This window comes from Bradyrhizobium sp. MI1.7, from assembly GCF_055811795.1.
The window spans coordinates 1-269 of the sequence record NZ_JBVVPO010000291.1; the positions used below are offsets into that span (position 1 = coordinate 1).

Below are 269 nucleotides of genomic sequence, written 5' to 3' on the forward strand. Positions count from 1 at the left end.
GTCTACGTGCGCTCAGTCGCCGTGTTCAACGGATGAGTATCCTTTCGAACCAGGCGGATTGCGAGCCGGTCAAAGACTGATTGCGCGAGGCGGTCACAACGGGCGCCAGCGAAGAGAAACGTATCTGTGAACACGGTGGCGAGCTTGTCCCGCAGCGCCTCGCGGAGCAGCCGGCGTGCGCGATAAAGACGGGTGCTCACCGTCTGAGGTCGCAATGCCAAGAGAAAAGCCGTTTCCTCAATGCTCATTTCCTCGACGTCTCGCATGAC

Annotated in this window: 1 protein-coding gene; it reads right to left on the reverse strand. The window is 59.5% G+C overall.

All coding sequences use genetic code 11. From position 1 onward, the window contains the following. Positions 1-2: 2 nt before the first annotated feature. Positions 3-269, reverse strand: a 267-nt coding sequence (locus tag AC0L3X_RS47560) for a sigma factor-like helix-turn-helix DNA-binding protein (protein ID WP_473317673.1), incomplete at its 5' end; no start/stop codon positions are given.